The sequence below is a fragment of the Lysinibacillus agricola genome (genome assembly GCF_016638705.1).
GTDB lineage: Bacteria > Bacillota > Bacilli > Bacillales_A > Planococcaceae > Lysinibacillus > Lysinibacillus agricola.
Window position 1 is genome coordinate 1,412,202 of the sequence record NZ_CP067341.1, and the last position, 24,410, is coordinate 1,436,611.

23 protein-coding genes, 1 pseudogene and 1 riboswitch are annotated in these 24,410 nt (G+C 37.7%); of the genes and pseudogenes, 19 read left to right on the plus strand and 5 right to left on the minus strand.

What is annotated here, in order from left to right:
- Window positions 1-358 precede the first annotated feature (358 nt).
- A complete protein-coding gene (miaB, locus tag FJQ98_RS06640) occupies window positions 359-1,903 on the plus strand; it encodes a tRNA (N6-isopentenyl adenosine(37)-C2)-methylthiotransferase MiaB (RefSeq protein WP_053594299.1) in 1,545 nt (514 codons plus the stop codon).
- On the plus strand, window positions 1,904-2,341 hold the full coding sequence (locus FJQ98_RS06645; protein ID WP_053594300.1) for a YlbF/YmcA family competence regulator: 438 nt from the start codon (window positions 1,904-1,906) through the stop codon (window positions 2,339-2,341). It abuts the gene before it with no gap.
- 91 nt (window positions 2,342-2,432) lie between these two features.
- Here FJQ98_RS06645 and FJQ98_RS06650 read toward each other — a convergent pair whose 3' ends face one another.
- On the minus strand, window positions 2,433-2,579 hold the full coding sequence (locus FJQ98_RS06650) for a hypothetical protein (protein WP_201406657.1): 147 nt from the start codon (window positions 2,577-2,579) through the stop codon (window positions 2,433-2,435).
- 26 nt (window positions 2,580-2,605) lie between these two features.
- Between FJQ98_RS06650 and FJQ98_RS06655 the strand changes: the two genes are divergently transcribed.
- From FJQ98_RS06655 to FJQ98_RS06695, 9 genes are all read left to right on the plus strand, one after another.
- Window positions 2,606-2,830, plus strand: a complete 225-nt coding sequence (locus tag FJQ98_RS06655) for a hypothetical protein (RefSeq protein WP_201406658.1) — start codon at window positions 2,606-2,608, stop codon at window positions 2,828-2,830.
- A gap of 149 nt (window positions 2,831-2,979) precedes the next feature.
- Window positions 2,980-3,609: an outer spore coat protein CotE gene (gene cotE / locus FJQ98_RS06660; RefSeq protein ID WP_241774540.1), complete on the plus strand. Its 630-nt coding sequence runs from the start codon at window positions 2,980-2,982 to the stop codon at window positions 3,607-3,609.
- A gap of 128 nt (window positions 3,610-3,737) precedes the next feature.
- Entirely contained in the window at window positions 3,738-6,305 is a 2,568-nt protein-coding gene (mutS, locus tag FJQ98_RS06665; RefSeq protein ID WP_053594302.1) for a DNA mismatch repair protein MutS, read from the plus strand.
- Window positions 6,306-6,319: 14 nt separating this feature from the next.
- The gene (gene mutL / locus FJQ98_RS06670; RefSeq protein ID WP_053594303.1) at window positions 6,320-8,188 is read left to right on the plus strand and encodes a DNA mismatch repair endonuclease MutL; all 1,869 of its coding nucleotides are present in this window, start codon (window positions 6,320-6,322) and stop codon (window positions 8,186-8,188) included.
- Between the two features lie 196 nt (window positions 8,189-8,384).
- A complete protein-coding gene (locus FJQ98_RS06675; RefSeq protein WP_053594304.1) occupies window positions 8,385-10,031 on the plus strand; it encodes a glycerol-3-phosphate dehydrogenase/oxidase in 1,647 nt (548 codons plus the stop codon).
- A gap of 3 nt (window positions 10,032-10,034) precedes the next feature.
- Window positions 10,035-10,952, plus strand: a complete 918-nt coding sequence (locus tag FJQ98_RS06680) for an alpha/beta hydrolase (RefSeq protein ID WP_053594305.1) — start codon at window positions 10,035-10,037, stop codon at window positions 10,950-10,952.
- Window positions 10,939-11,844, plus strand: coding sequence for a tRNA (adenosine(37)-N6)-dimethylallyltransferase MiaA (gene miaA / locus FJQ98_RS06685; RefSeq protein WP_053594306.1), 906 nt, complete (start codon window positions 10,939-10,941; stop codon window positions 11,842-11,844). Before FJQ98_RS06680 ends, miaA begins: the two co-directional genes overlap by 14 nt.
- Before the next feature lie 139 nt (window positions 11,845-11,983).
- Window positions 11,984-12,214, plus strand: coding sequence for an RNA chaperone Hfq (hfq, locus tag FJQ98_RS06690; protein WP_053594307.1), 231 nt, complete (start codon window positions 11,984-11,986; stop codon window positions 12,212-12,214).
- A gap of 99 nt (window positions 12,215-12,313) precedes the next feature.
- Window positions 12,314-12,616, plus strand: coding sequence for a rhodanese-like domain-containing protein (locus FJQ98_RS06695; RefSeq protein WP_053594308.1), 303 nt, complete (start codon window positions 12,314-12,316; stop codon window positions 12,614-12,616).
- A gap of 54 nt (window positions 12,617-12,670) precedes the next feature.
- Here FJQ98_RS06695 and FJQ98_RS06700 read toward each other — a convergent pair whose 3' ends face one another.
- The gene (locus FJQ98_RS06700) at window positions 12,671-13,066 is read right to left on the minus strand and encodes a hypothetical protein (RefSeq protein WP_053594309.1); all 396 of its coding nucleotides are present in this window, start codon (window positions 13,064-13,066) and stop codon (window positions 12,671-12,673) included.
- Window positions 13,067-13,395: 329 nt separating this feature from the next.
- Here FJQ98_RS06700 and FJQ98_RS06705 point away from each other — a divergent pair, with 329 nt between their 5' ends.
- Entirely contained in the window at window positions 13,396-14,265 is an 870-nt protein-coding gene (locus FJQ98_RS06705) for a DMT family transporter (RefSeq protein WP_053594310.1), read from the plus strand.
- Between the two features lie 661 nt (window positions 14,266-14,926).
- On the opposite strand, the gene FJQ98_RS06710 is transcribed toward FJQ98_RS06705, so the two are convergent.
- Together FJQ98_RS06710 and FJQ98_RS06715 are read right to left on the minus strand one after the other, a co-directional pair.
- Window positions 14,927-15,529: a response regulator transcription factor gene (locus FJQ98_RS06710; protein ID WP_075807218.1), complete on the minus strand. Its 603-nt coding sequence runs from the start codon at window positions 15,527-15,529 to the stop codon at window positions 14,927-14,929.
- Window positions 15,530-16,321: 792 nt separating this feature from the next.
- The gene (locus FJQ98_RS06715) at window positions 16,322-16,549 is read right to left on the minus strand and encodes a hypothetical protein (RefSeq protein WP_053594311.1); all 228 of its coding nucleotides are present in this window, start codon (window positions 16,547-16,549) and stop codon (window positions 16,322-16,324) included.
- A 221-nt stretch (window positions 16,550-16,770) separates the two neighbouring features.
- On the opposite strand from FJQ98_RS06715, the gene FJQ98_RS06720 reads away from it, so the two are divergent.
- The 3 genes and pseudogenes from FJQ98_RS06720 to cobT all read left to right on the plus strand — a co-directional run bounded on the left by FJQ98_RS06720 (window position 16,771) and on the right by cobT (window position 19,845).
- Entirely contained in the window at window positions 16,771-17,577 is an 807-nt protein-coding gene (locus FJQ98_RS06720) for a hypothetical protein (RefSeq protein ID WP_201406659.1), read from the plus strand.
- 31 nt (window positions 17,578-17,608) lie between these two features.
- Window positions 17,609-18,352 (plus strand): hypothetical protein, encoded by a 744-nt coding sequence (locus FJQ98_RS06725; RefSeq protein ID WP_053594313.1) that lies wholly within the window; start codon window positions 17,609-17,611, stop codon window positions 18,350-18,352.
- Window positions 18,353-18,499: 147 nt separating this feature from the next.
- Window positions 18,500-18,676: riboswitch (cobalamin riboswitch) on the plus strand.
- Window positions 18,677-18,789: 113 nt separating this feature from the next.
- Window positions 18,790-19,845 (plus strand): annotated as a pseudogene (gene cobT, locus FJQ98_RS06730) (nicotinate-nucleotide--dimethylbenzimidazole phosphoribosyltransferase).
- Between the two features lie 158 nt (window positions 19,846-20,003).
- On the opposite strand, the gene FJQ98_RS06735 reads toward cobT, so the two are convergent.
- The gene (locus FJQ98_RS06735; protein WP_053594315.1) at window positions 20,004-20,609 is read right to left on the minus strand and encodes a trimeric intracellular cation channel family protein; all 606 of its coding nucleotides are present in this window, start codon (window positions 20,607-20,609) and stop codon (window positions 20,004-20,006) included.
- A gap of 274 nt (window positions 20,610-20,883) precedes the next feature.
- Between FJQ98_RS06735 and FJQ98_RS06740 the strand changes: the two genes are divergently transcribed.
- The 4 genes from FJQ98_RS06740 (at window position 20,884) to glnA (ending at window position 24,331) form a co-directional block, all read left to right on the plus strand.
- Complete coding sequence (locus tag FJQ98_RS06740) at window positions 20,884-22,134, plus strand: methionine gamma-lyase family protein (protein ID WP_053594316.1); 1,251 nt, start codon at window positions 20,884-20,886, stop codon at window positions 22,132-22,134.
- Window positions 22,135-22,262: 128 nt separating this feature from the next.
- A complete protein-coding gene (locus FJQ98_RS06745; protein ID WP_158003008.1) occupies window positions 22,263-22,412 on the plus strand; it encodes a hypothetical protein in 150 nt (49 codons plus the stop codon).
- Window positions 22,413-22,540: 128 nt separating this feature from the next.
- Window positions 22,541-22,915 carry a MerR family transcriptional regulator gene (locus FJQ98_RS06750; RefSeq protein WP_053594317.1) on the plus strand — a complete coding sequence of 125 codons (375 nt, stop codon included), beginning with the start codon at window positions 22,541-22,543 and terminating at the stop codon, window positions 22,913-22,915.
- Window positions 22,916-22,996: 81 nt separating this feature from the next.
- A complete protein-coding gene (gene glnA, locus FJQ98_RS06755; protein WP_053594318.1) occupies window positions 22,997-24,331 on the plus strand; it encodes a type I glutamate--ammonia ligase in 1,335 nt (444 codons plus the stop codon).
- Window positions 24,332-24,410: the final 79 nt, after the last annotated feature.

Here is a 24,410-nt window from a genome sequence, read left to right on the forward strand (position 1 = left end):
AGTGATGGAAAGAACAGGCAAAGCGACGGAAAGAAACGTCAAAGTGACGGAAAGAATTCAAAGCGACGGAAAGAACTGTCGAAGTGACGGAAAGAACAGGCAAAGCGACGGAAAGAAACGTCAAAGTGACGGAAAGAATTCAAAGCGCCGGAAAGAACTGTCATAACGACGGAAAGTCCCCCGAAACTAACAGACACGCCCCTCAACCTGACGAATAAATTCATCTAGCTAAGAGTAATTAAGTCTAAACCACGACATTTAGTACGCAAACCTTGTAGGTTATAGCAATTATTCAGTATAATAGTAAAATGGGAATTCAAATGTATGGAATTCGTTTGAAAGGAGTTACCTGATTGCGATGAATGAAGAACAACGCTTAGCTAATCAACAAGTCAATCAACCAAAAAAAGAAGACAAGCCTGAAAAGGATTATAGTAAATATTTTGAAACGGTCTTTACGGCACCTTCATTAAAAGATGCTAAAAAACGTGGGAAAGAGGAAGTTAAGTACCATAAGGACTTTAACATTGCAGAAGAGTTTGCAGGTATGGGCACAGGACGTACATTTTATATTCGTACCTACGGCTGCCAAATGAATGAGCATGATACAGAAGTAATGGCTGGGATTTTTATGCAGCTTGGTTATACACCTACAGATGTTATTGATGAAGCTGACGTCGTGCTACTGAATACGTGTGCTATCCGTGAAAATGCAGAAAACAAAGTATTTGGAGAACTTGGCTTCCTGCTGAAATATAAACGTAAAAATCCAGAAATGCTGATCGGAGTTTGTGGCTGTATGTCACAGGAAGAATCCGTTGTAAATAAAATTTTAAGAAGTTATCCACATGTCGATATGGTGTTTGGTACACATAATATTCACCGTTTACCGAACATTTTAAAAGAAGCATATATGTCTAAGGAAATGGTCATTGAGGTTTGGTCTAAAGAAGGCGATGTTCTTGAGAATCTGCCGAAAAAACGTCTTGGCTCCATCAAAGCTTGGGTAAATATTATGTACGGCTGTGATAAATTCTGTACGTATTGTATTGTACCTTATACGCGTGGTAAGGAGCGTAGTCGCCGTCCAGAGGAAATTATTGCTGAAGTTCGTGAACTAGCGGCTGCGGGCTATAAAGAAATTATGCTGCTGGGGCAAAATGTCAACGCTTACGGTAAGGATTTTGAGGATATTGAATATCGACTTGGTGATTTAATGGATGAATTACGAAAAATTGATATTCCGCGCATTCGTTTTACAACGAGTCATCCACGTGACTTCGATGATCATTTAATCGAAGTTCTTGCACAACGTGGTAACTTAGTTGAACATATTCATTTACCAGTACAATCTGGTTCAAATGATGTGCTAAAAATTATGGCGCGTAAATATACACGCGAGCATTTCCTTGGATTAGTAGCGAAAATTAAAGCGGCTATTCCAGAAGTAACACTAACGACAGATATTATCGTAGGTTATCCTAACGAAACAGAAGAACAATTTGAGGAGACCTTATCCTTGTACCGTGAAGTAGGCTTTGAAATGGCCTTTACTTATATTTATTCTCCTCGTGAAGGTACACCTGCTGCCAAAATGGTGGATAATGTACCTGAAGAAGTGAAAAAAGAACGTCTTCACCGATTAAATGAGGTTGTAGGAGAATACTCTCGCAAAGCATTAGAGGGATTGAAAGGTGAAATAGTAGAAGTATTAGTCGAAGGTACAAGTAAAAAACGCGAAGATGTGTTAGCTGGCTATACGCGTAAAAATCGTCTTGTAAACTTTAAGGCGCCAGCAGATCTAACTGGTCAATTAGTGAATGTGAAAATAGTTGAGGCTTCTTCGTATTCACTAAGTGGCGAATTCGTAGAAGTAGTAAAAAATGAAAAGGTGGAAGCGTAAATGACACAAGTATTGTATACAAAAGATGATTTAATCAAGAAGTCACACGAAATTGCGCATATGATTGCCAATACGCCAGAAGTTGAATTTTTCAAAAAGGCAGAAGCACAAATTAATGAAAACCAACAAGTACGTGAGCGTATTGCAAGTCTAAAGAGCTTACAAAAGCAAGCTGTTAACTTCCAGCACTTAGGAAAAGAAAAAGCGCTGAAATTGATTGAAGATAAAATCGCTAAAATCGAAGAAGAAATCAATACAATCCCAGTGGTACAACAATTTAAAGAATCTCAAGGGGATGTAAATGATTTGTTGCAATTAGTTTCGAATACAATTGCTAACAATGTTACAAATGAGATTGTTCGTTCAACGGGTGGCGATTTGCTACGTGGAGAAACTGGCTCACAAGTAGAAAATACAAAACCAGGTAGCTGCTCATAAAAATAATAGAAGGAAAAGCTCGAATGAATGATTTCATTCGGGCTTTTCCTATTGTTGAAAACTATTGTGTCAATGAAATTAAGATGCCCTATTAAATAAAGTATGGCTCTTCGGCAAAAACGGGGGTGATTTCCGTTCCGACTGGGCGCTTCGTTGCTGTCGCTTCGCTTTCGCACAGAGCAATGCTTCCTGGGGGCGTCGGGGCAACAAATGTTTTCTGTGCGAAAGCGCAGTGCAACGTAGCGGCAGTGGCAGGATGTTTTTTTGCGCGAAAGCGAAGCGTCAGCGGCAGGATGTTTTTTTGCGCGAAAGCGAAGCGTCAGCGGCAGGATGTTTTTTTGCGCGAAAGCGAAGCGTCAGCGGCAGGATGTTTTTTGCGCGAAAGCGAAGCGTCAGCGACAAGATGTTGGTCACGAAGGCGTTATCACAGGACGTGATGCTTTTAGCCTTCGTTCCCCTACCCGCTGCGCTCCAAGGTCTCATCTGTGACGCTAATCCCCAAAGAGTCGTCAAACCTCCACTTCACATATCATGTCTCTTTTGGCATGTCACTTTAATATATGAAAAAAGAATTTTATCAGCAATTCGATTCTATAAAATATATGTTCACCCAATAGGCGTTACCTGCATATGATGGAGTGAAAAGAGTCGAAGGAGGAATTGCGCTGAAACGTTTACGACAAATCGTGACGAGAGCAGTAGTTGCCAAAGGGAAGAAGAGAACGGAAGAACGTGTAACATTAAGTCCATCAAATAAGCCGACGAGTATTCTCGGTTGCTGGGTCATCAATCATACTTGCTCCGCAAAAAAAGTCGGTAAATTTGTAGAGGTATCAGGTAAATTTGATGTCAATGTATGGTATGCCTATAGTAATCATTCGAAAACAGCAGTGTTTTCTGAAACGGTTCACTATAAAGACAAAGTGAAGCTTTCTTTTAGAGAAGGCGAAGTGAGTGTTGGTGATGATGTTCGTGTACGTGTCATTCAAGAGCCAAACTGCATAGAGGCAATCATCTCTCCATGTGGTACGAAATTTGAAATCGTTGTAGAACGCGAAGTCATTGTAGAGGTAATGGGAGAAACGACGATTTGTATTAGTGTACATCCACTAGATTTAGAAGAAGAATGGAACTTTGATGAGGAGAGCTCATCCTCGTCTTCATCTAGCTCAAGTTCCAGCTCTTCGTCTAGTTCTTCGTCCAGCTCTAGTGGAGAAGGCAGGTATGTTTTAGAGTCCTCATCGTTTCCTGGTGAAAGACCAAGATAATACTAAAAGCCATATTTCTTTCATACATGCGAAACGCTAGCATCTTAAAAAAGGTGAATTAAGCGTTTCGCATGTATCTTTTGTTATAATAAAAATATCTATATGATTAGAGCGAGGGAATTTTGAAAATGACAACTTATACACCAATGATGCAACAGTATTTGCAGGTAAAGGAAGATTACAAGGATGCCTTTTTATTTTTTAGATTAGGCGATTTTTACGAGATGTTTTTTGAGGATGCTATTAATGCCTCTCAACTTTTAGAAATTACATTAACGAGCCGAGATGCTGGTGCAAAAGAGCGTATCCCAATGTGTGGTGTTCCACATCATTCGGCAAAAAATTATATTGAAACACTTGTGCAAAAGGGCTATAAGGTTGCTGTTTGTGAGCAAACAGAAGATCCAAAGCAAGCAAAGGGTGTAGTGAGGCGTGAAGTTGTACAGCTTATTACACCGGGTACGATCATGGAAGGTAAGTCGCTTGATGGTAAAACCAATCATTTTATTGGTTCTGCGGAGCAATTCGACGATACGACATTTGGCTACGCTTATTTAGACTTATCTACAGGTGAAGCAGTAGCCTCCTCTATTGAGGGCGACGGTAAAGCACTTTTATTGCAAATGCAGGCATATGGTATTCGTGAATTAATTGTAACGGAAAGTTTGCAACTTCTATTAGCAGAGCATGCAGTAAACGCAGGTATCGTCCTTTCTATTGAAACAGGTGAAATGACATTGGATAAAGCTGCACATTATTTAGATGCGGTGCCAAATGATTTACAGATTGCTTGCCTTCGTTTGCTGGCTTATATCGATAAAACACAAATGCGTTCTTTATCACATATTCAAGCATTTACTTACAATGAAATGAAAAATTATTTACGTATTGACTCTAGCTCAAAGCGTAATTTAGAGCTTATTCAATCTATTCGCGGTGGCGATCAAAAGGGCACACTTTTATGGTTGTTAGATGACACAGTGACAGCAATGGGGGGACGGAAGTTAAAGCAATGGTTACACCAACCTCTTGCTTCACGTTCTGCCATTGAAGAAAGACTAGCAACTGTCACTGATCTATTAGAGGAGTATTTTGTAAGAACGGAGCTTCAAGCCTCTTTAAAACAAGTATATGATTTAGAGCGTTTAGCTGGGCGTGTAGCTTTTGGTAATGTTGGTGGACGTGATTTAGCGCAGCTACGTGATTCATTACGTCAAGTACCTGCCATTCAGCAACAATTACTTGGTGCCAATAAAGAAACATTGCAAAAGCTTGGCGCTGCGCTTGATACGTGTGCGGATGTAGAGGCACTATTAGCTCGTGCTATTACAGACAATCCGCCAATTACGATTAAAGAGGGTGACGTCATTCGAGATGGCTATGATGAGCGCTTAGATGAACTACGTTATGCTTCTCGTAATGGGAAAGATTGGATTGCGCAGCTCGAGCAAGAGGAACGGATAAAAACAGGCATTAAAAACTTAAAAATCGGCTACAATCGAATTTTCGGTTACTATATTGAAATTACGAAATCTAATATCCATTTAGCTGATTTAACACGTTATGAACGAAAGCAAACTTTAGCAAATGCCGAGCGTTATATTACACAAGAGCTAAAGGAAAAAGAAGCATTAATTTTAAATGCCGAGGAAGAAAGTTTAACGTTAGAGTATAACTTGTTTGTGGAAATACGCGATGAGTTAAAGGCATATATTCCGCGTGTACAAGCGTTAGCGGCAAGCATTAGTGAGTTAGATGTGCTGCTAAGCTTTGCGAGCGTTTCAGAGAAATATCGTTTTACAAAGCCAGAATTTCATGGCGGACGTTCGCTTGAAATTATTGAAGGGCGCCATCCGGTTGTAGAGAAAATGCTCAATAAGCAAATGTATGTACCAAACGATTGTGTACTTGAGGAAAATAACAATATGATGCTTATTACAGGTCCGAATATGTCCGGTAAAAGTACGTATATGCGTCAGGTTGCACTAATTGTTGTCATGGCACAAATGGGTTGTTACGTGCCAGCTGAAAAAGCTAGATTACCAATTACAGATCAGATTTTTACTCGTATCGGTGCAGCGGATGATTTAGCTGCGGGACAATCAACATTTATGGTGGAGATGTTAGAATCTCAGCACGCTATTATGCATGCTACGAAAAATAGTTTGATGTTGTTTGACGAAATTGGTCGTGGGACATCTACTTATGATGGCATGAGTCTTGCTCAGTCCATGATGGAATATATTCATGATAAAATTGGGGCAAATACGCTGTTTTCAACTCATTATCATGAATTAACGGCACTCGAAATGGAGCTTCCTCGACTGCAAAATGTACACGTATCTGCTACTGAAAAAAATGGCACGGTTGTCTTTTTGCATAAGGTGAAAAAGGGAGCTGCCGATAAATCTTACGGTATTCATGTAGCACAGCTTGCACAATTGCCAGAGGAAATTTTAACAAGAGCACGCGTTCTGCTTGAAAACTTTGAGGCTGGAAAGGAAGTAGCCATATCACAGGAGGTAACTGAACAGCCAGTGCAAATGTCACTATTTACGGAGGAAGAACAAGCCTCACCAGCAGAGGCAGAAGTGCTTAAAAACTTAGAAAAAGTAAATATTCTTGGCACTTCACCAATGCAAGCCATGAATATTTTATACGAATTACAGCAGCAGCTAGTAAACGCAAAAAAGTAAAGGAGTGATGCGCTATGGGAAAAATACAAATTATGGACGAGTGGCTGTCCAATAAAATTGCTGCAGGGGAAGTAGTTGAAAGGCCAGCCTCTGTAGTCAAAGAGCTTGTTGAAAATGCCATTGATGCAGGAAGTACGTCCATTGATGTTTTTTTACTAGAAGCGGGCCTCACTTCAATTCAGGTCATTGATAATGGTGGTGGCATGGATGAAGAGGATGCATTAATATCATTCTCTCGCCATGCGACAAGTAAAATCCATCAGGAGCATGATTTATTTCGAATTCGTACACTTGGCTTCCGTGGGGAGGCATTAGCTTCAATTGCATCGGTGTCTAAAATGACACTCATTACATCAAATGGTGAATCGGGTACTTATTTAGAGCTTGAGGGTGGGCATATCGCCACACATAAACCTGGCCCTTTGCGCAAGGGAACAGATATTACAGTGGCGCAGTTATTTTTCAATACACCTGCTCGATTAAAATATATGAAAACAATTCAGACCGAGCTTGGGCATACAATTGATCTGATGAACCGCCTTGCACTTGGAAATCCACAAATTGCGTTTAGATTGCTACATAACGGCCAGCAATTGTTACAAACAAATGGACGAGGTGACGTGCAGCAAGTATTAGCTGCCATTTACGGTGTGCATAATGCCAAGAAAATGGTGTCCTTCCATGGAGAGTCACATGATTATAAGATTTCTGGCTTTGTATCACTACCAGAGGTGACCCGTGCCTCGAAAAACTATATGTCGTTGTTTGTGAATGGTCGCTGGGTGAAGCATTATTTAGTACAAAAAGCGATTGTAGATGCCTATCATACGTATTTGCCAATTGAGCGTTTTCCAATTGTAGCACTCTTTATAGAGGGTGATCCTTATTTAACAGATGTCAATGTGCATCCTGCAAAACATCAAATACGTTTAAGTAAAGAACCAGAGCTTCTTAAACTAATTGAAGGAACAGTACGGGAGCAAATACGCAATGTAATTCGAGTGCCACAAATGGAAAAGAAAGAGAAAGTCGCGAAGTCTGCGACGGAACAGTTAAATATATGGAAGCCGGCACCAAAGCTTGATGTGGAGAAAATGAATGCCATTGTAGAAAAGCTTTATGATGTGCAAACTGTTCAGGAATCGAACACATTAGACCCTATAGTGCCAGAACCCAAGTCCGTCCCTACTGCCATAGAGGACAGTTGGCAACCAACACCAATGATAGAAGTGAACCCTCTTGAAGAAGTGACCCTAGAGGAGGCAATGGAAGTTCTAACGGATGAGCCTATTCAAGAGCCATTCCCTGCGCTTGAAGTAGTAGGGCAAATTCACGGCACATACATTGTTGCACAGATGGAGGATGGATTTTATTTAATCGATCAGCACGCTGCTCAAGAACGTATTAAGTATGAATTTTTCCGTGAAAAGGTCGGTCAGGTGAATCCAAATGAGCGTCAGGCTTTATTGCTTCCATTGACCTTCCATTATGCAGCTGATGAGGCACTTATATTAAGAGAAAATAGGCAGGAGTTAGAAGCTGTTGGCGTATTTTTAGAAGAGTTTGGACAGTCATCATTTGTCGTGAGAGAGCATCCTAGTTGGTTTCCTACAGGGGAAGAACAAGAAATTATTGAGGACCTAATTGAACAGGTGCTAACAACTAAAAAGGCGGATGTCAAAAAATTACGTGAGGCGGCAGCTATTATGATGAGCTGTAAAAAATCGATAAAGGCCAATTATTATTTAACGAAAGAGCAAATGGAAACGTTATTGCAAGATTTACGCAATGCTGATAATCCATTTACATGCCCGCATGGACGTCCAGTACTTATACATTTTACTACTTATGAAGTGGAAAAAATGTTTAAACGGGTAATGTAGTTGGAACGTCTAGAACAACAGCTCAAGAGCAACATGAACAATCCATGCGCATAAAAGGAATTTTATTTTATAGGTAAAGCTTAATACAAATGACATTAGAATTTCTATGCTTAAAGTTATTGCTAGTGTAATCAGGTTAGCATACGCAGTAGAAGTTACACGTATTTTCAATTTATAGCAAATGGGGGAGAAAGATATGTTTTCATTTGAGCATCGTCCTAAAATTATGCATTTTTTAGAGCAATATAGCTTTGACGTATTAGTCATTGGTGGTGGCATCACTGGTGCTGGCATTGCGCTTGATGCTGCATCTAGAGGGTTATCAGTCGCTTTGATTGAGATGCAGGATTTTTCTGCTGGCACATCAAGCCGTTCAACAAAACTTATCCATGGTGGACTTCGCTATTTAAAGCAATTTGAAGTAGGTGTAGTAGCTGAGGTTGGGCGTGAGCGTGAAATTGTTTATGACAATGCTGTTCACGTGACAACACCTGAAAAAATGCTACTCCCATTATATAAGAAGGGCTCACTTGGTCCATTTACAACGTCATTGGCATTGAAGGTATATGATCGATTAGCAGGTGTGAAAAAGCATGAACGTAGAACAATGCTGAACGCTCAGGAAGCGGCAGCACTAGAGCCTTTACTTAATCGAGATGAGCTTGTCGGTGGTGGCTATTATGTTGAATATCGTACGGATGATGCCCGTCTGACAATTGAAGTGCTGAAAAAAGCTGTGGAATATGGGGCGCTTTGTCTAAATTATGCAGAGATGGCAGGGTTTTTATATGAGAAGAAAAAACTTGTTGGGGTACAAGTGAAGGATCATGTGACAGGGAAAACAATCGAAGTGCAAGCTGCTCAAATCGTCAATGCTACTGGGCCTTGGGTGGATGAGGTTCGTCAAAAGGATAAAGTAGCAGACAAAAAGCAATTACGCCTCACAAAAGGGGTTCACATTGTCCTTGATCAAAAGGATTTTCCACTAAGGCAGGCAGTGTACTTTGATATAATGGATGGACGTATGGCCTTTGCTATTCCACGTGATGGCAAAACCTATGTAGGGACAACAGATACGGTTTACGAGGGAGATCCTGTACATCCTGTAGCTACCCAAGAGGACGTTGATTATTTAATTGCAGCTGCAAAAACTATTTTTCCAACAGCAAATATTTCAAGAGAAACGATTGAATCGTCGTGGGCAGGTGTGCGTCCACTTATTTTTGAAAAAGGAAAGGATCCATCCGAAATTTCACGAAAAGATGAAATATGGATGGCACCAAGTGGACTAATAACAATTGCAGGTGGCAAACTAACGGACTACCGTCAAATGGCAGAAACTATCGTTGATAAAATTGTGAAAATGCATAAATTTAAGCATGCAAGTCCATGTGTGACGCGTGAGTTATCGCTTTCAGGAGCAAAAGGCATTAACGCCATCAATTTCACTGATTATAGTGCTTATAAAGCAAGAGAGGGCGTTCAATATGGCCTGAATTATGATGAAGCAAAACAGCTCGTACAAAAATATGGCACGAATGTTGATGCATTATATAACCAGGTGAAATATTTGCATGAACATGGAAGTACGATGCCCCTTGCCTTACATGCAATGCTACTTTATGGCATAGAAGCAGAAATGGTGTACACTCCAAGTGATTTCTTTATTCGCCGTACAGGCTTATTATACTTTGATATTGATGCGGTAAAACGTTATAAACAGCAGGTCATTCAAGTTATGCAGCAACATTTTCACTATACAGAATCACAAAGAAATACGTATATCGCTCAACTAGAGCAAGCTATTTTAGATGCTACAAATTTTGTGGAGGGAGGAGTGTAAGGGATGGAACGTTATATTGAAATGTCAGACGGCCATTTTGTGTTTACTCGAACATTCGAGCCGTCGAATCCATGTATTGGTCATATTCATATTTTGCATGGAATGGCGGAGCATAGTGGACGTTATACAAAATTTGCTCGTACACTAAATGAAGCTGGCTATGCAGTGACAATGCATGATCATCGAGGACATGGAGAAACGGCAGCCTATAATGGCACTCTAGGTTTTTTTGCTGAACAAAATGGGTTTGACCGTGTCGTAGAAGATGCACATGAGTTAGTAACATTGTTGCATGCACAATTCGCAGATGTACCTTTAATTTTATTTGGTCATAGTATGGGATCGTTCATTACTAGAAGATATATTCAATTGTATAGTAATCAAGTGGATTATGTGATTCTTTGTGGAACAGGAAACGTTACAGCATTGCATAAGATGGGGAATTTAGTAGCAAAAACATTAGCAAAGCAGCTTGGAAAAGAGACGGAGAGCAAGTTGTTAAATACGTTGAGCTTTGGTAGCTTTAATAAGCAGTTTCCAAATTCGAAGACTTCGTATGATTGGCTATGTTCAGTAGAGGATGAGGTTCAAAAATATATAGATGATCCGTATTGCGGCTTTATCCCAACAAATCAATTTTTTGTGGATTTAACAACTGGTTTTATGTCGTTAAATCGTAAAAAAGAGATAGCAAAAATAAAGAAAGACTTACCTATACTGTTGATAAGTGGTAGCAAGGATCCGGTCGGAGAACAAGGACAAGGCGTATACGCTGTTGCAGAACAATTTGTAGCAGCGGACTTACAGGATGTGACGGTCTACTTAATTGAGGATAAGCGACATGAAATCTTGAACGAGGATAATCAAGAGGCAGTCTATCAAGTTTTATTACGGTGGTTAGAAAAATATGATACAAGATAAAATACAACAGGCAGAGGTCGTAGCAATTGTTGGGCCTACTGCTTCTGGTAAAACGGCACTAAGCATTGAGTTAGCGAAAAAATATAATGGTGAAATTATTAACGGTGACTCCATGCAAATCTATCAAGGGTTAGACATTGGTACAGCGAAAATTACTGAGGAAGAGATGGAGGGTGTGCCACATCATTTACTGAGCTTTAAAGAGCCAACGGAGCCTTTCTCAGTAGCTGACTATCAAAAATTAGTGCGAGCTAAAATTGCGGAAATTCAAGCTCATGGCAAGCTACCGATTATTGTAGGAGGCTCAGGCTTATATGTGCAGGCAGTGCTCTATGATTTTCAATTTACAGAGGAGCAGGTAGATGAGGTGGTACGAAAAGCCTATTATGAGGAACTGGAGAAATTAGGTCCAGAAGCAATGCATGCTAAGCTTAAAAAACTTGATCCACAAACAGCAGAGACAATTCATCCAAATAATACGCGCCGTGTCATACGTGCGTTAGAGATGATTGAACTTAGTGGCGTTTCAAAGGCATCCGAAGCACACAATCGTGGAGAAGTTCCACTTTACAACCATGTGATTTTAGGGCTTGGGCAAAATATGTCACGTGAAGAGCTCTATGATCGTATTAATCTTCGTGTCGATTTAATGATGGAAAAAGGGCTTTTGGAAGAAGTAAAGGGTTTATGGCAGCAAAATATTCGAGGTGTGCAGTCGATCCAAGCAATTGGCTATAAGGAATTATATGATTACCTAGATGGAAAATGTTCTTTAGAAGAGGCCATTGACAGTTTAAAACAAAATTCTCGCCGCTATGCGAAAAGACAGCTAACATATTTCCGGAACAAAATGGATGTACATTTTCTTAATACTGACGAAAAACTTTTTTAATCCAAGGTGAAATCAACCACACGTTATGATGATGATCCTAAATGAAGAAAAATTTCTAAAAATTACTAATTGATAAATTGGTAGAACATGCTACTATAGGAATGAAGAGGTAGAAAGAGAGTATGGGGAGGCATCTTTAATGAAATCAATTAACTTGCAAGATACGTTCTTGAACCATCTACGTAAAAACAGTGTTTTTGTAACTGTGTTTCTGTTAAACGGATTTCAGTTAAAAGGGACTGTGAAATCCTATGATAATTTTACAGTGTTATTAGTAGATGCTGAAAACAAGCAGCATCTTATCTACAAACACGCTATTTCTACATTTGTTCCAGCAAAGCAAGTCGATTTTTTAGAGAAAGAAGAATAGAAACATTATATTTAAACAGTTAGTGTTCACGACACTAGCTGTTTTTTTGCCTTCGGGCTATAATGGAAAAGGAAATTGACATATTGGAGGACTACACTTATGAAATCTATGGATACAACAGAAATAGTAGAACTATTAGATGCAAACGAAGACCTATACATTATTGATGTTCGTGAAGATGATGAGGTGGCACAAGGCGTGATTCCAGGTGCTCAACATATTGCACTTGGGACAATCCCTGAGCGCTTAGGTGAATTAGATGCTTCTAAACCATACATTATCGTTTGCAAGGCTGGCGGTCGTTCAGCAAATGCTTGTGCATACTTAGAAGCTCAAGGCTTTGACGTAACAAACCTTGAAGGCGGCATGCTTGCTTATGATGGAGAATTAGAATTTAAGTAATGACATACTTAAAAAAGAAAGAGCCTTTCAATATTTGCTCTTTCTTTTTTGTGCTTATTTTTTTAGTGAGTCTATGATAAGGCTAAAATTTTTTTCGAAATTATTGTATGGGTTATCATTTTTTAGCCCGCGAAACTTTAAATTATAACTGGCAAAGTTTAAACCAGCACCGTAAACTTGTAATGCGCCATTCGCAAGATCACCTTTCTGAAGAAGTTGAATACCTTCCTTTAAGAAGTTTTCGCTCTCATCGAAGTGACATTCAGTAATGTTTTTATCGCCACTGTGGAATAACTTTAGATTTTCAATGATTTTATTCGCTGTATCTTCACTTATTGAAGCGTCTATATTGATTAATATTTGGTTTATCGGTTTTACTAGCTGAGCATATAGGCTATCATAATTTTCACATGTTTCAGCAATTGCATTTCGTAGCTCTTTTGTGTCCATCGTTTCTTCACCTACCTTTTTAATTTTGTCCTACCTTACATTGTATTAACTCCAAAACTTATCTAGCATGCCAGTTTTCAATAATTTTTATCGTTTCTGGTACTTATCAAAAGATAGCATCTAGCATTAATATTCTTACGCATGAATATTCAGAAATATGTTATAATTGAATCCGTTAAGGAGGGATTAGTATGTATCGAACAATAGCACCCCCAACAATGTCTTTACAGTAGAATCTGCTGTTTAGGCATTCATTAAAAGCTTGCTAATTCTCAATAGATTCTACTGTATATCGTTGACTATATACATGTAGAAAGTAGGAATTAGAAATGAGCGGAAAATTATCTTTTATTTTATCAATGATTATTTTTGGAGCTGTCGGTGTTTTTGCAAAATATATTAAGTTGCCTTCAAGTGAAATTGCCTTTTGGATGAGTCTCATTGGCTCTTGTTTTTTACTTGTGATTTTCTTTTATAAAAAAGAAAGGTTTACGAAAATATCTATTTTGCAAAACAAATGGCCATTGGTACTTTCGAGCTTAGCCTTGTGCGGGAATTGGATTTTTCTTTTCCAAGCGTATAAGGAGACGACCATCGCAAATGCTGCTCTAAGCTATTACTTTGCTCCAGTACTAGTGATTTGTTTGTCACCTATAATTTTGAAAGAGAAAATATTAGTAAGAAAAGTTTTTTATATTTGCGTGGCTCTAGTAGGACTATTTTTTATCGTTCAAAGCCAAACTACTGAAACGAGCGAACATTATATCGGTATTGTATATGGGCTCATTGCAGCTTGTTTCTATACAATAGTAACATTCACAAATAAGTATATTCGTGGATTAAAAGAGCCTGATAATACGATTATTCAGCTTGCTTTAGCAGCTTTATTCCTTGCACTTTATCTTTTGGGGACCAATGGATTTCAAGTCATGCAAATCGATATAAAGTCAATTAGCTTACTTATAGCATTGGGCATTGTCCATGCTGGAATCGGCTTCTATTTGTTCTTTTTCGGGATGCGTCATCTAAAAGGGCAAAGTATAGCTATATTAAGCTATATTGATCCACTGACATCATTAGTTATTTCGACAATGATTATAGGAGAAAAAATGACGACCCTACAAATAATAGGCGCTATTCTTTTGCTCGGTGCAACATGTCTGAGTGAAATGGATAAAACAAAGCATATATCACAGTAGTAACAAACAAGAAGCTCCTGAAAGTATTTGTGCATAGCAGAAGTTGCACTTTGCCTTTCAACTATACTCTTAGTTGACTTAGTTGTGGCAAGAATTGTAGCAGCGACTTGAATCGGAGCTTGTGGAACTGGTATAGGAACAGTTTTTCAGCTTGTATTGGTGGGGTTTTTCTGCTAGGTGGATATAATATGGACCACGTTATTGCTTGTTTTAAAAAATAGCCACTGTATTCTTAAATAAGTAAATTGAATCATGTATTTTGATAAAAACAAGAAGCCTTCGAAAGGCTTCTTGTTTTTTTCTTACTTTTTTTGTGAATAGATATACTATAAAAAATATTTAAAGAGATAAGTAGACAAATGAATTAAAATAGCACCTATAGTAAGAACAGATATTACCTTTATCAAGTCTTTTTTTATTCTTTTTTCAAGATAACGCCACCTATAACACTTAATTGTAGTTAACTTAAAAAGTACATTATATGATATGTTCTACAAATTTATACTAACATCTATTTCGAAATATTCGCACTATTGTGCAAGGATGAGTGCTTTTTACTACGTTTAGTGTAAACATTACTACTAGTTAATTATTAGCAGCGTGAATTAGTCTTTCGTTAGATGAAAAAATACAGTTAATATACTTAATATACACAAGTATGCTATTTAATACTTAACAACCCTCGCTTAATAGCTGTCACGACAGCACCTACTCGAGATTCTACGTCTAATTTCCTAATGATTGATGAGATATGGTATTCAACTGTTCTTATGCTTATCATCATTTCCTTACTAATTTCAATATTGGTTTTATCTTCTGCTATTCTTTTTAATACTTCAGACTCTTTTTGTGTAAGCATTTTATCTATCTGATTTTTTTCAACTTTAGGAAACATTTTGTCACCTAAGTATACTTGTCTAATAGTAAAGATTAATTCTTGGAATGGTTTTTCTTCTGATATAAAAGCGCTAGCTCCTGCATTATAGGAAGCTTGGATATATTCTGTATATTCATGCTTCGATAATATAACAACTCGTAAATTAGGAATATTTTTTAATAGTTTAGTTAAATCGATTTTGTTAGATAATTCCATTCGGAAATTCATTATTACAATATCCGGAGAGTTAGTGATTATTTCATGTTGTAAATACTCAGGATTAGAAAGAGCCCCTATCACGCAAATATTTGGTTCTTTGTTTAATCTGTGTTTTAAGCATTCTAGTACTAATTGACGATTATCGACAAGTAGTAGTTTAATATTCAAGATATTCACTCCTTGGTTATATATCAATCTCCATCTCCAAAAAAGGTCTATTATTGTCATTAAATGATGAGAGAAAAACTAAAGATTCAGTTTGAATAATATACCCTTTAAATGTTTTTCAAAACTTTTAATCACCAATAACTGAGGTAATTCTGCATTATTATGTGAAATATATATGAAGTTAGAATAATTGCGGGAAATACGGGTGTTTTAAAAGTTCTATTTGTTATATTCATATATAAGAATTCGGAAAAAAACGAAAATTAAAAAATAAAATAACCTGTGTCTTAATATTCAAGATGTGTTTCTTTAAGTGAATCTCAATTAATAGCAAGAAATTAATCTTTAAACAAATCTATTAGTACCTAGTAAAACACGTTGTATAACCCAATATAACGGCGTGATTACTATATAAAACTAAATAAGTAGTAAGGTGGTGTATGATATGCAAATTATTGAATTAAATGAAGGCTTGCGCTTATTTGATGTTCCTTCAACTGCAGAAGATATATGGTGTTGCTGTTGTTATTTCTGTACTTCTACAGGATGATTTGTAAAAAATAAAACACTTATTTACATATTTTGAGAGTGCAACAATTGTTCAAAGACTTTTCAAAATGAGAGGAGGAAAATAAGCGTTTTATTACTATTGAAAAATCATTATTTTTATTTTGTTACACAAAGGATTTTAGCCTCTTTTGTTAATGTATGAAGAAGTTAGCAAGGTTCAAAACCAAGTTAAAGGAGACAAAAAAAGATGATTAATAGATTATTATTAGTTTCATTTTCATTTCAGATACTTTTTTTTCTTCTTTTTTTTAGTACCTTACTATCAAAAATACCAGAGCCATTCATGTCAGTTATTATCCTATTAATTGCTTCTATGGGTTTAATAGTTGCTATAATTTCTGTAATTAAAGGACAAACCTCAAGGTTAGCTCCCGTAGTACTGGGAATATCGTTTTTGATATTTATAATGTTTGTATTTGCAATGCTTTTATCAGGAATGTAAATGGTCAATCCTAAATTTCCTAGCGGGAATGTTATTATATAGGGCTAGAAAAGGGATTCATCCTAATATATACTACTTTTTTGGAGAAGGTTCTAAGGGCGAGCCTTCGAGGACCTATTTGTATTTCAGATTCCCTTTAATTTTTGGATTTTTATAAAAGTAGTTGACCACTTATATTAAAATAAATTTTTGAAAAACTATACCAATTAAAATTAAGGAGAGATTAAGAATGAAGGTTAGAAAAAGGTTTAAAACTGGTATTGTAGCAGCTTTATCGACACTATTTATTTTTCAGGGAGTACTAAATGCTAGTATAGTTAATGCGACAGAGCCAGCAGCTGCTATTCAGGACGGAAATGTTCAGGGGAAAGCAGGAATAGTTATGAAGATTGATCTTACTGAAGAAGATAAAAAGCTATTGGGAGATGAAGATGAATTTCTTAAAGAAGTAGAAAAAGAGGGATGGAAAAAAACTGAAAATGGTTATGAGAAATTTTATCCTGCCAAAAACGGCTCATTAACTATTAATGAACAAGAGGTTGAATTGACTGCTAATGGTACATTCGCAATAAATGAAGATGATGCTAATTTGGATATTCAATTTAAGGCTAATGGGCAAGAAATTAAAACAAATGTTAAAAATGATAAGAACAAATCTCAATCTATAGATCTAGTAAAGACTATCAATTTCAAAGACTTCGCAAAGTCAATGGATGGTGAAATGACTAGTACAGAAAATGGCAAAAGCAGCCGATCAGAGGTGGGCCAAAAACACTCTCCAGGAGATCGTGTTCACTGTAACCGATTCAACGGTAGTGTTTCTAATCATAGATACTATAATCACTGGGATCCAAGGGCATGGAAAAACTTTGTAGGAAGTGATTGTGACTATGCTTTCTTATCTTATGACTGTCAAAATGATTACACAAGTAATACAAATTGTCGTGGTCTTCAATCAGCTTATAACTACAAAAATTGTTCATGGGCTTTATATCATTCTAACAGATATCACTACTATGGCAAATCAGGACACTGAAACTATTATTGTTCTGGGGAGATAGATTAGTATGAAGAAATTTTTATCTTTATTTCTATTCACAGTTTTTTTATTTTTAAATGCCTGTAGCACTACACATACAAACCAAGTATCAAGTATTGCTGAAGAGCTTAACAATATCGAAACCAATCATATTTATAAGAATGGAGTACTAACAACTAAATTATCAGTTCCAGAAAACCTAAGAAATGAAGAAAACTTCAGTATTATAATGGATTTAAAAATGCAAAATATGGATCATAATATTAAAGATATAAACCTATCAAAAGAACAAAACTATTATGCTGCCAAAATTGAATTACCAATGGAAGGTATTTGGAATATAAATTATCAGTATGTTTTAGATGAAAATACTAAAATTGATTCCTTTACTGAAGTTTTTGGTAAAGTCAGTGAAGAACAAATAGATGATGTGACCCTTAATATTACAACAGATCCCGAGGTTATTCAGCCAGATAAAGAAGGAATTCTAAACATTACACTTCATGATAAACAAAACAATATTATTCAAGATTCAAAAGTAAGTTTACAATTTGATTTACTGGAAAGGGATATTCATTTTACGGAGGATTTAAAAAGCGAAAATGGAGTTCATCAATTTAAAGGTAAATTTGAAGCAGGAATTTGGAATGTTACTATACATGCCTTTGCAGAGGGAAATGAGCATTTAATGGAAACTGTTATTTTACCAATTGGTACAGAAGCTGTAAAAGAAGTAGAGAGAGAATCATTAAAAAAGGGGCATCAACATTAATATATTTTCGTGGCGATGTTATGAATAGGAGTAACGAAGAAAGCTCAATTTCTTATTTTTAGTTTTTAACACTAGTGTTACGCAAAAAGTTCTGAATTTTCCATTTAAAATGTTGACACAAAAACCACTTTGACGTAAATTTAAAATAATTGCATAAAAGCATTAGGTGCCCATTGCGGGAGAATAGGGAATAAAGTGAAAAGCTTTAGCGGTCCCACCACTGTAAAAGGGAGTTTCATAGAGAATGCCACTAGCATCGTTCTGGGAAGGTTCTATGAAATGTTGAAATTCAGCCAGGAGACCTGCCTATCTGCTTCGGTTATATAGACGATGGAAAAGTCTGTAGTTTATTTGTTATGGAATAAACTACAGGCTTTTTATTTTTTCTCTAAATCATTCTTCGAGTAACAAGGGCAAAAAAGAAAGGGGAAATTTTCATGCAATTATTACAACAAACGATTCAAAACATTCAAAGTGCCGACCACAAAATGATGGAGGAAGCAAGAGAACGCATAGATGCACTTTGCAAGCCGCCTAGTAGCTTAGGGAAGCTGGAGACTCTAGCTGTGCAACTATCCGGTATTACAGGCGAACTATTTCCTACGATAGATAATAAGGCAATTATTGTCTGTGCAGCAGATCATGGTGTTTGTGATGAAGGAGTAACATCAAATATACAAAATGTGACGGTCTTTCAAACGTTAAATTTCCCTAGAGGAGGAACTGGTGTCTGTGCTATCGCAAAAATCACAGATGCAAAAGTTGTTACAGTAGACGTTGGCGTAAAAGAGGATATTCCACTTGATGCTGGTGTCATCATAAAAAAATAAAAATATGGAACGGACAATATGGCAAAAGGTCCTGCTATGTCAAGGGAAGAAGCCATTCAATCTATTGAAGTAGGAATTGAAGTAGCTACAGAAGAAATAAAAAAAGGGGCGAATGTACTCGGGACAGGAGAAATGGGGATTGGTAATACGACGCCAAGTGCTGCAATATTATCGGTTCTTTGCGAGTGTCATCCAATTGAAGTGACGGGATTCGGTGCAGGTGTTGGACCAGGAGGGATTGCGCATAAAGTAGAGGTCATTCACAATGCCATTGTATTAAACAAACCAAATCGCGATGATGCTATTGATATTCTTGCAAAAGTTGGAGGGTTAGAAATAGGCGCTATGGCTGGGGTAATACTTGCAGCTGCTGCAAATCGCAAACCTGTAGTGATTGATGGCTTTATTTCTACTATTGCTGCTCTTATTGCATACGAACTCGAACCAAAAGTAAAAGACTATATCATTCCTTCTCATGCCTCCGAAGAACCAGGTGCTAAAATTGCTGCCGAATTGCTAGGAGTTGAACCGATGCTACATATGAATATGCGATTGGGCGAGGGATCTGGCGCAGCTTTAGCGTTTCCTATTTTGGACGCAGCTTGCTCCATGATGAAAAACATGGCTACATTAGAGGAATCTATGCAGCTGTTAGAGAAGTAATCATATGAGTTTTCAATTAAAGAAATACTAGTGCCTTCACATATTCTCGACAAGCACAAAGTTTACTGAGGATTTAGGAGAAACACATATTCTAAAAAAACAAGCCCAAATAACAGCTATTTGGGCTTGTTGTTATGCAGCGGTATAAGGAAACTTATCTATGCTCGATTCAACTTCCGCAACGGTAAACGCCATTTCTTTATATATGAAAGTATTCTTAGTGCTGTGATCACACCAAATAATACATATAAAAAGATATCCCCTGACAATAATTCAAGTCCAATGATCAGTCCTGCTAGTGCTGCCCAAACGCCATAGACTTCATCACGAAGAACTAATGGTTTACGTCTAGCTAATAAATCACGAACAATTCCACCACCTGATCCTGTTAAAACTGCAGCTACAATAACGGCACTAATAGGCATGTCGAGCTTCACAGCATAAAGGGCACCTTGAATCGCAAATGCCGATAATCCAATAGCATCAGTGAAGTTGCCCCAACGATGCCAATGTTGAATGAGTCGATGTGGAAATAAGAAAAAAATTGTGATGGCTGCAATGGCAATTTGGAACATCATATCTTGCCCCCACAGTGTAGTTACAGGTAAACCTATTAGTAGATTTCGTATAGCTCCACCACCGAAAGCGGTTACGATACCGAGTATATAGACGCCGAATAAATCGTATTCTTCCTCCATTGCAATTATTGCCCCGGAAATAGCGAAGGCAATTGTTCCAATGATACTAAAAACCTCCCAAGCCAACCCTTTCACCCCTTATGTGAATAAATCATTTCATGTTGTTGTAGATTACATACTAGAAAACTTTAAGTTACCTTTTTGTATCTAGAAGTTTTTGCCAAGAAAAGCATCGACTTATGATTTGGAATTATCAGATATCAAATATCTCATTATAGCAGAAATAAATAGATTAAGTCCGTAATTTGGCTTAGTGCCTAATGCAATTAGCAAGTTTTGCAGGCAAGCTCACAAATTGTTAAGATAAGATTTGAACAAATGTGAAATGGAGAAGAATATAATGACTTTTACAACCAATTTAACGGAAGAAACATTAGCATTAGCTGCTAAAATAGAAGAAAAGGTACGCCCTTTTCATGCCAAGGTAGAAGATATGGCGTTCTTCAATCAACAAAAAGTGCTTGCAGCGTTCCGAAAGCATCAAGTAAGTGACTATCATCTGCACCCGTCTAATGGTTATGGCTATGATGATGAAGGGCGTGACAATCTAGAACGAGTTTATGCAGAGGTCTTTGGAGCGGAGGCTGCCATTGTACGTCCGCAAATTATTTCTGGTACACATGCAATCACACTTAGCTTATTCGGAGTGCTTCGTCCTGGTGATGAATTACTTTATATTTCAGGTCAGCCGTATGATACATTGCAATCAATAGTTGATGGTGGCGATAAGGATACTGGCTCATTAAAAGATTATAAAATCGGTTATAGCCATGTGGATTTAATCGATAATCAAGAGATTGATTGGGAAGGTGTTGCAGCTGCAATTACACCAAACACAAAAATGATTGCTATCCAACGTTCGAAGGGCTATGCAATACGCCCATCCTTTACCATTTCACAAATTGCAGACATGTGTGCAAAAATCCGTGAATTAGCACCAGCTGCTGTTATTTTCGTTGATAATTGCTACGGTGAATTTGTGGAGGCACAGGAACCGACAGAGGTTGGGGCTGATTTAATGGCAGGCTCACTCATTAAAAATCCTGGTGGAGGCTTAGCGAAAATTGGTGGTTATATTGCGGGTCGTGCAGATTTAGTAGAGAAATGTGCTTATCGTATGACTTCACCAGGTATTGGTGCTGAAGCAGGAGCAACATTAAATACGCTCGGTGATTTCTATCAAGGATTTTTCCTTGCGCCACATGTTGTATCTCAAGCATTAAAAGGTGCCATTTTCACAGCTGCTATGCTAGGGGAAATAGGCATGAATACATCGCCAAGGTATGATGCGAATCGTACGGATTTAATTCAATCGGTTTCTTTCCAAACGGCGGAACAAATGATTGCTTTTTGCCGTGAAATTCAAGCGAACTCACCAATTAATGCGCATTATGCACCAGAGCCAGCGTATATGCCTGGCTATGAGGATGATGTCATCATGGCAGCTGGAACATTCATTCAAGGTTCCAGTATTGAGCTGACAGCAGACGGTCCTATCCGTCCGCCATTTACAGCATTTATTCAAGGTGGGTTAACATACGAGCATGTGAAATTTGCTATTTGTAGTGCCGTTCAAACGATAAAAAAATAGGTAGTTAAAAACTATTCAAAACTTCCATTTTGAATAGTTTTTTACTTATGGACAAAAAATTGAAGATAACATTTGTTGAAACGTATGCCATTTATATAAGTTGATTGGAGAGGAGGCTTGACGACTCCTTGGGGATTAGCGTCTCATTGGACGTCCCCCAGGAAGCTCTGCTCTGCGCGAAAGCGAAGCGTCAGCGGCAAATGTTTTATCTGTGCGAAAGCGTAGCGGCAGCAACAAAGCGCCAAGTCGGAACGGAAATCAACCCCACGTTAGGATAATAAGCTTAGTTTTTTACAATTTTTCATCATTTCCAAAAATATTTCAATCCGTGTAAGGAAACCTCACATGAGTGGTTGACAGTGTAAATTTTTCGTTATATTATTAGCAGGTATTGGAGGGGACTTAAATGAGTCGTGAAATTAGACGAACTATGCCGTTATTATCCATGAATATCGTGATGCAATTGACCGAGCTTTCGGCACGCCAGATTCGTTATTATGAAGAACACCATTTAATTGAGCCGCACCGAACAGAAGGCAACCGTCGAATGTTTTCATTAAATGACGTCGATATATTGCTGGAAATTAAAGATTACTTGGAACAGGGTATGAACATGGCGAAAATTAAAAAGCTGTTCGCCAAAAAGAATGAACTTGTTACAACAGAGGACTCAGATTTAAGTGACTCAGAATTACGTCGCATCATGCGTGAGGAAATGCGTCAAGCACAACGCATGCAAAAATCATCCATCCGTCGTGGGGATTTATCTCGATTCTATTAATAAAAGGCAACATCGTTTATTACTTTTAACTAGAATAGAGTAATGATAAAAGCTAGACAATTTATAGGAGTGTGGAAAACTGTGGGTAAATACACAAAAGAAGACATTAAAAGTCTAATTGAGGAAAAAAACGTAAGCTTTATACGTTTACAATTTACGGATATTCTTGGCACAATCAAAAACGTTGAAATTCCTGTAAGCCAATTAGACAAAGCTCTAGAAAACAAAATGATGTTTGATGGCTCATCCATTGAAGGTTTCGTACGTATTGAAGAATCAGATATGTATTTATATCCTGACTTAGATTCTTTCGTAGTGTTCCCTTGGACTTCTGAAAAAGGGAAAGTAGCACGTTTTATCTGTGATGTATACACTGCTAAAGGCGAGCCATTTGCTGGTGACCCACGAAACAACTTAAAACGTATCCTTAAGAAAATGGAAGATATGGGATTCTCAAGCTTCAATTTAGGACCTGAGCCAGAGTTCTTCTTATTCAAATTAGATGCAAAAGGTGAACCTACATTAGAAGTAAACGACCACGGTGGTTACTTCGACTTAGCACCGACTGATCTTGGCGAAAACTGCCGTCGTGATATCGTATTAGAGCTAGAAGAAATGGGCTTCGAAATTGAAGCATCTCACCATGAGGTAGCTCCTGGACAACACGAAATCGACTTTAAATATGCAAACGCAGTCTCGGCTTGTGACAACATCCAAACGTTCAAATTAGTTGTTAAAACAATTGCTCGTAAACACGGCCTACATGCTACATTCATGCCGAAGCCATTATTCGGGGAAGCTGGCTCTGGTATGCACTTCAACGTTTCATTATTTAAAGGTAAAGAGAATGCATTCTACGATGAATCTACTGAACTAGGTCTTTCAGAAACAGCAATGCAATTCATGGCAGGTGTCCTTGCTCACGTTCAAGGCTTCACAGCTGTGACAAATCCAACAGTTAACTCTTATAAACGTCTTGTACCTGGTTATGAAGCACCATGTTATGTAGCATGGTCAGCTCAAAATCGTTCACCACTTATCCGTATCCCATCAGCACGTGGTCTTTCAACTCGTGTAGAGGTACGTTCAGTGGACCCATCTGCAAACCCTTATTTAGCAATGGCTGTTATTTTAGAAGCAGGTCTTGAAGGCATTCGCCAAAAATTAACACCACCAGCTGCCATTAACCGTAACATCTACGTGATGTCTGAAGAAGAGCGTAAAGCGAATGGTATCGAAAACTTACCACCAGCACTTGACGATGCTTTGGCATTACTTGCTAAGGACAAAGTATCTCAAGAAGCTTTAGGTGAGCATATCTACGCAAACTTTAAAGAGGCAAAAGAAATCGAGTTTGACATGTACCGTACAACAGTACACCAATGGGAACGCGATCAATATTTAAAAATGTACTAAAGATATTAACCGAGTGCCTAGTAAAGGTGCTCGGTTTTTCTATTTAAAATAAAGAACTTGATAGTAAATACCATAACGA

Excerpts from the sequence above, each read along its gene's own strand:
- FJQ98_RS06725 (WP_053594313.1), top strand. The coding sequence starts at position 17,609 with ATGAAGAAATTTTTATCTTTATTTCTATTCACAGTTTTTTTATTTTTA.
- FJQ98_RS06750 (WP_053594317.1), top strand. The coding sequence starts at position 22,541 with ATGAGTCGTGAAATTAGACGAACTATGCCGTTATTATCCATGAATATC.
- mutS (WP_053594302.1), top strand. The coding sequence starts at position 3,738 with ATGACAACTTATACACCAATGATGCAACAGTATTTGCAGGTAAAGGAA.
- FJQ98_RS06675 (WP_053594304.1), top strand. The coding sequence starts at position 8,385 with ATGTTTTCATTTGAGCATCGTCCTAAAATTATGCATTTTTTAGAGCAA.
- miaA (WP_053594306.1), top strand. The coding sequence starts at position 10,939 with ATGATACAAGATAAAATACAACAGGCAGAGGTCGTAGCAATTGTTGGG.
- FJQ98_RS06645 (WP_053594300.1), top strand. The coding sequence starts at position 1,904 with ATGACACAAGTATTGTATACAAAAGATGATTTAATCAAGAAGTCACAC.
- FJQ98_RS06680 (WP_053594305.1), top strand. The coding sequence starts at position 10,035 with ATGGAACGTTATATTGAAATGTCAGACGGCCATTTTGTGTTTACTCGA.
- mutL (WP_053594303.1), top strand. The coding sequence starts at position 6,320 with ATGGGAAAAATACAAATTATGGACGAGTGGCTGTCCAATAAAATTGCT.
- FJQ98_RS06700 (WP_053594309.1), bottom strand. The coding sequence starts at position 13,066 with ATGGACACAAAAGAGCTACGAAATGCAATTGCTGAAACATGTGAAAAT.
- miaB (WP_053594299.1), top strand. The coding sequence starts at position 359 with ATGAATGAAGAACAACGCTTAGCTAATCAACAAGTCAATCAACCAAAA.
- FJQ98_RS06720 (WP_201406659.1), top strand. The coding sequence starts at position 16,771 with ATGAAGGTTAGAAAAAGGTTTAAAACTGGTATTGTAGCAGCTTTATCG.
- FJQ98_RS06740 (WP_053594316.1), top strand. The coding sequence starts at position 20,884 with ATGACTTTTACAACCAATTTAACGGAAGAAACATTAGCATTAGCTGCT.
- hfq (WP_053594307.1), top strand. The coding sequence starts at position 11,984 with ATGAAATCAATTAACTTGCAAGATACGTTCTTGAACCATCTACGTAAA.
- FJQ98_RS06695 (WP_053594308.1), top strand. The coding sequence starts at position 12,314 with ATGAAATCTATGGATACAACAGAAATAGTAGAACTATTAGATGCAAAC.
- FJQ98_RS06705 (WP_053594310.1), top strand. The coding sequence starts at position 13,396 with ATGAGCGGAAAATTATCTTTTATTTTATCAATGATTATTTTTGGAGCT.